At 67.8% G+C, this 2,052-nt stretch carries 3 protein-coding genes; 1 reads left to right on the top strand and 2 read right to left on the bottom strand.

The window, feature by feature from the left end:
- Nucleotides 1-409 (bottom strand): class I SAM-dependent methyltransferase (locus L995_RS25690; protein WP_047474138.1); only part of this gene is annotated, 409 nt, incomplete at its 3' end.
- A gap of 90 nt (nucleotides 410-499) precedes the next feature.
- A complete protein-coding gene (locus L995_RS25685; protein WP_012202828.1) occupies nucleotides 500-886 on the bottom strand; it encodes a VOC family protein in 387 nt (128 codons plus the stop codon).
- Between the two features lie 139 nt (nucleotides 887-1,025).
- On the opposite strand from L995_RS25685, the gene sbcD reads away from it, so the two are divergent.
- A partial coding sequence (gene sbcD / locus L995_RS25680; RefSeq protein ID WP_047474137.1) for an exonuclease subunit SbcD occupies nucleotides 1,026-2,052 on the top strand: 1,027 nt, incomplete at its 3' end.

The raw sequence follows: 2,052 nt of genomic DNA, 5'->3' as shown, positions 1-2,052 counted from the left end.
CTCGGCTCAACCGCCCCAGATTGGCCAGCGCGCGCTTGAGATCCGGCGGGCTCAGATAGGGCAGCACGCCCTGGCAGATCACCAGATCGAAGGGCTCTGCAGGATCATGCGCCGCATAGTCCACCACCGAGCCGCGCTCCCAGCCGAAGCGCCCGCACAGGTACTCGCTGAACTCCACGCCGTGGTAGCTGGCACCGGGGAAGTGGCGCTGCACCGCCTCGCGCCACAGACCGATGCCGCAGCCCACATCCAGCACGCGGCGCACCGGCACCCGCACATAGTTCAGATAGGAACACACGAAAGCGCCCAGCCGGTTCACATGCTCGGTGTCGACCACACTGGTCTTCTTGTCGAAGTAGTAGCGCTGGTAGTACGCCTCGTCGAACCACTGGTCACTTGCTGATTGCACGCATTCTCCTTGGGGGTGAGCGCCCGGTGGGCGCGTTCGGGCGGGAGTATGGCGCAGAGGGGTTTGTATATGCCGGGATGCGGTATTCGCTCAGGCCTTCGGCGGCCGATGCAACAGACACAGCTTGTTGCCATCCAGATCCCGCACATAGGCCAAGTACAGCCGGCCACCGGGCGAAGCCTCGCGCCAGCCGGGCGGATCCTCGCAGGTCACGCCCCCGGCTGCCACGGCGGCGGCATGGGCCGCGTCGGCCTGCTCGGGCGACTGCGTCGCAAAGCCGATGGTCGCGCCATTGCCGTGGCAGGCGGCCTCGCCGTTGATCGGTGTGGAAATGGCAAACGTGCCGCCCGCGCTGCGGTAGAAATAGCGGTTCTTGTTGGCCATGCCCGGCGCAATGCCGAGCGCGCCCAGGAATGCGTCGTAGAACTGCTTGGATTTTTCGAGGTCGTTGACCCCGACCATGACGTGGCTGAACATGCCTGTGTCTCCTTGGTTGATGCGAACCGGGATGTTAGCTGCGGCAAGCCGTCCTGCTGTCACCCATGCGCGCCAGCGACCATACTGTCGCCCCCGCCAGAGCCGGCGGACATTGGACCGATACCGCGATACCGAAACCATGCGCCTTCTTCACACTTCCGACTGGCATCTGGGCCAGCACTTCATGGGCAAGAGCCGCCAGGCAGAGCACGCTGCGCTCATCGACTGGCTGCTGGAGCAGGTCGATGCCCAGGCGGTGGATGCCGTGCTCATCGCGGGCGATATCTTCGACACCGGCGCGCCGCCCAGCTATGCGCGCGAGCTGTACAGCCAGCTCGTGGTGCGCCTGCACGCGGCGGGCGTGGCCCTGCTGCTGCTGGGCGGCAACCATGACTCCGTGGCCACGCTGGCGGAGAACCGCGAGCTGCTGGCCTGCCTGGACACCACCGTGGTTGCCGCCGTGGGCGAGACGGCCAGCCACGTGGTGGAGTTGCCGCTGCGGCGCCGGCCGGGCCAGCCTGCCATGCCTGGCTGCATCGTCTGCGCCCTGCCCTTCATGCGCCCGCGCGACGTGATGCTGAGCCAGGCGGGCCAAAGCGCCGAGCAAAAACAGCAGGCGCTGCAGGCCGCCATCGAGGCCTGCTACCGCAACGTGCACGACGCCGCCATCGCTCGCCGTGATGCGCTGGCCGCCACACGCGGCGAGCGCCTGCCCATCGTCGCCACGGGCCACCTCACCACCGTGGGCGCCAGCAGCAGCGAGTCCGTGCGCGAAATCTATGTGGGCTCGCTGGACGCCTTCCCCACCTCGGCCTTTCCGCCCGCCGACTACGTGGCCCTGGGCCACATCCACCAGCCGCAGAAAGTGGGCGGCCTGGAGCACATCCGCTACAGCGGCTCGCCCATTGCGCTGAGCTTTGACGAGGTCCGCCAGTCCAAGCAGATGCTGCTGGTGGACCTGGGCCCCGAAGGGCTGCAGGCCGTCACGCCGCTGCCCGTTCCCTGCTTTCAGCCCATGGCCTCGGTGGCAGGCAGCCTGACCGCCTTGCCGGATCTGATGCGCGCCGCCGCCCAGGCCGGCAGCCCTGCACGGCCCGTGTGGTTGGAGGTGGTGGTGGAGCAGGACGACTACCTGCTCCAGCTTACCGACCGCGTGCAGGACGCGG

Origin of the sequence: Delftia sp. ZNC0008 (assembly GCF_000799035.1) — a bacterium.
In the GTDB taxonomy this organism is placed as follows: Bacteria; Pseudomonadota; Gammaproteobacteria; order Burkholderiales; family Burkholderiaceae_C; genus Comamonas; species Comamonas tsuruhatensis.
This window is presented reverse-complemented; position numbering and strand designations above follow the sequence as displayed.

Excerpts from the sequence above, each read along its gene's own strand:
- L995_RS25685 (WP_012202828.1), bottom strand. The coding sequence starts at position 886 with ATGTTCAGCCACGTCATGGTCGGGGTCAACGACCTCGAAAAATCCAAG.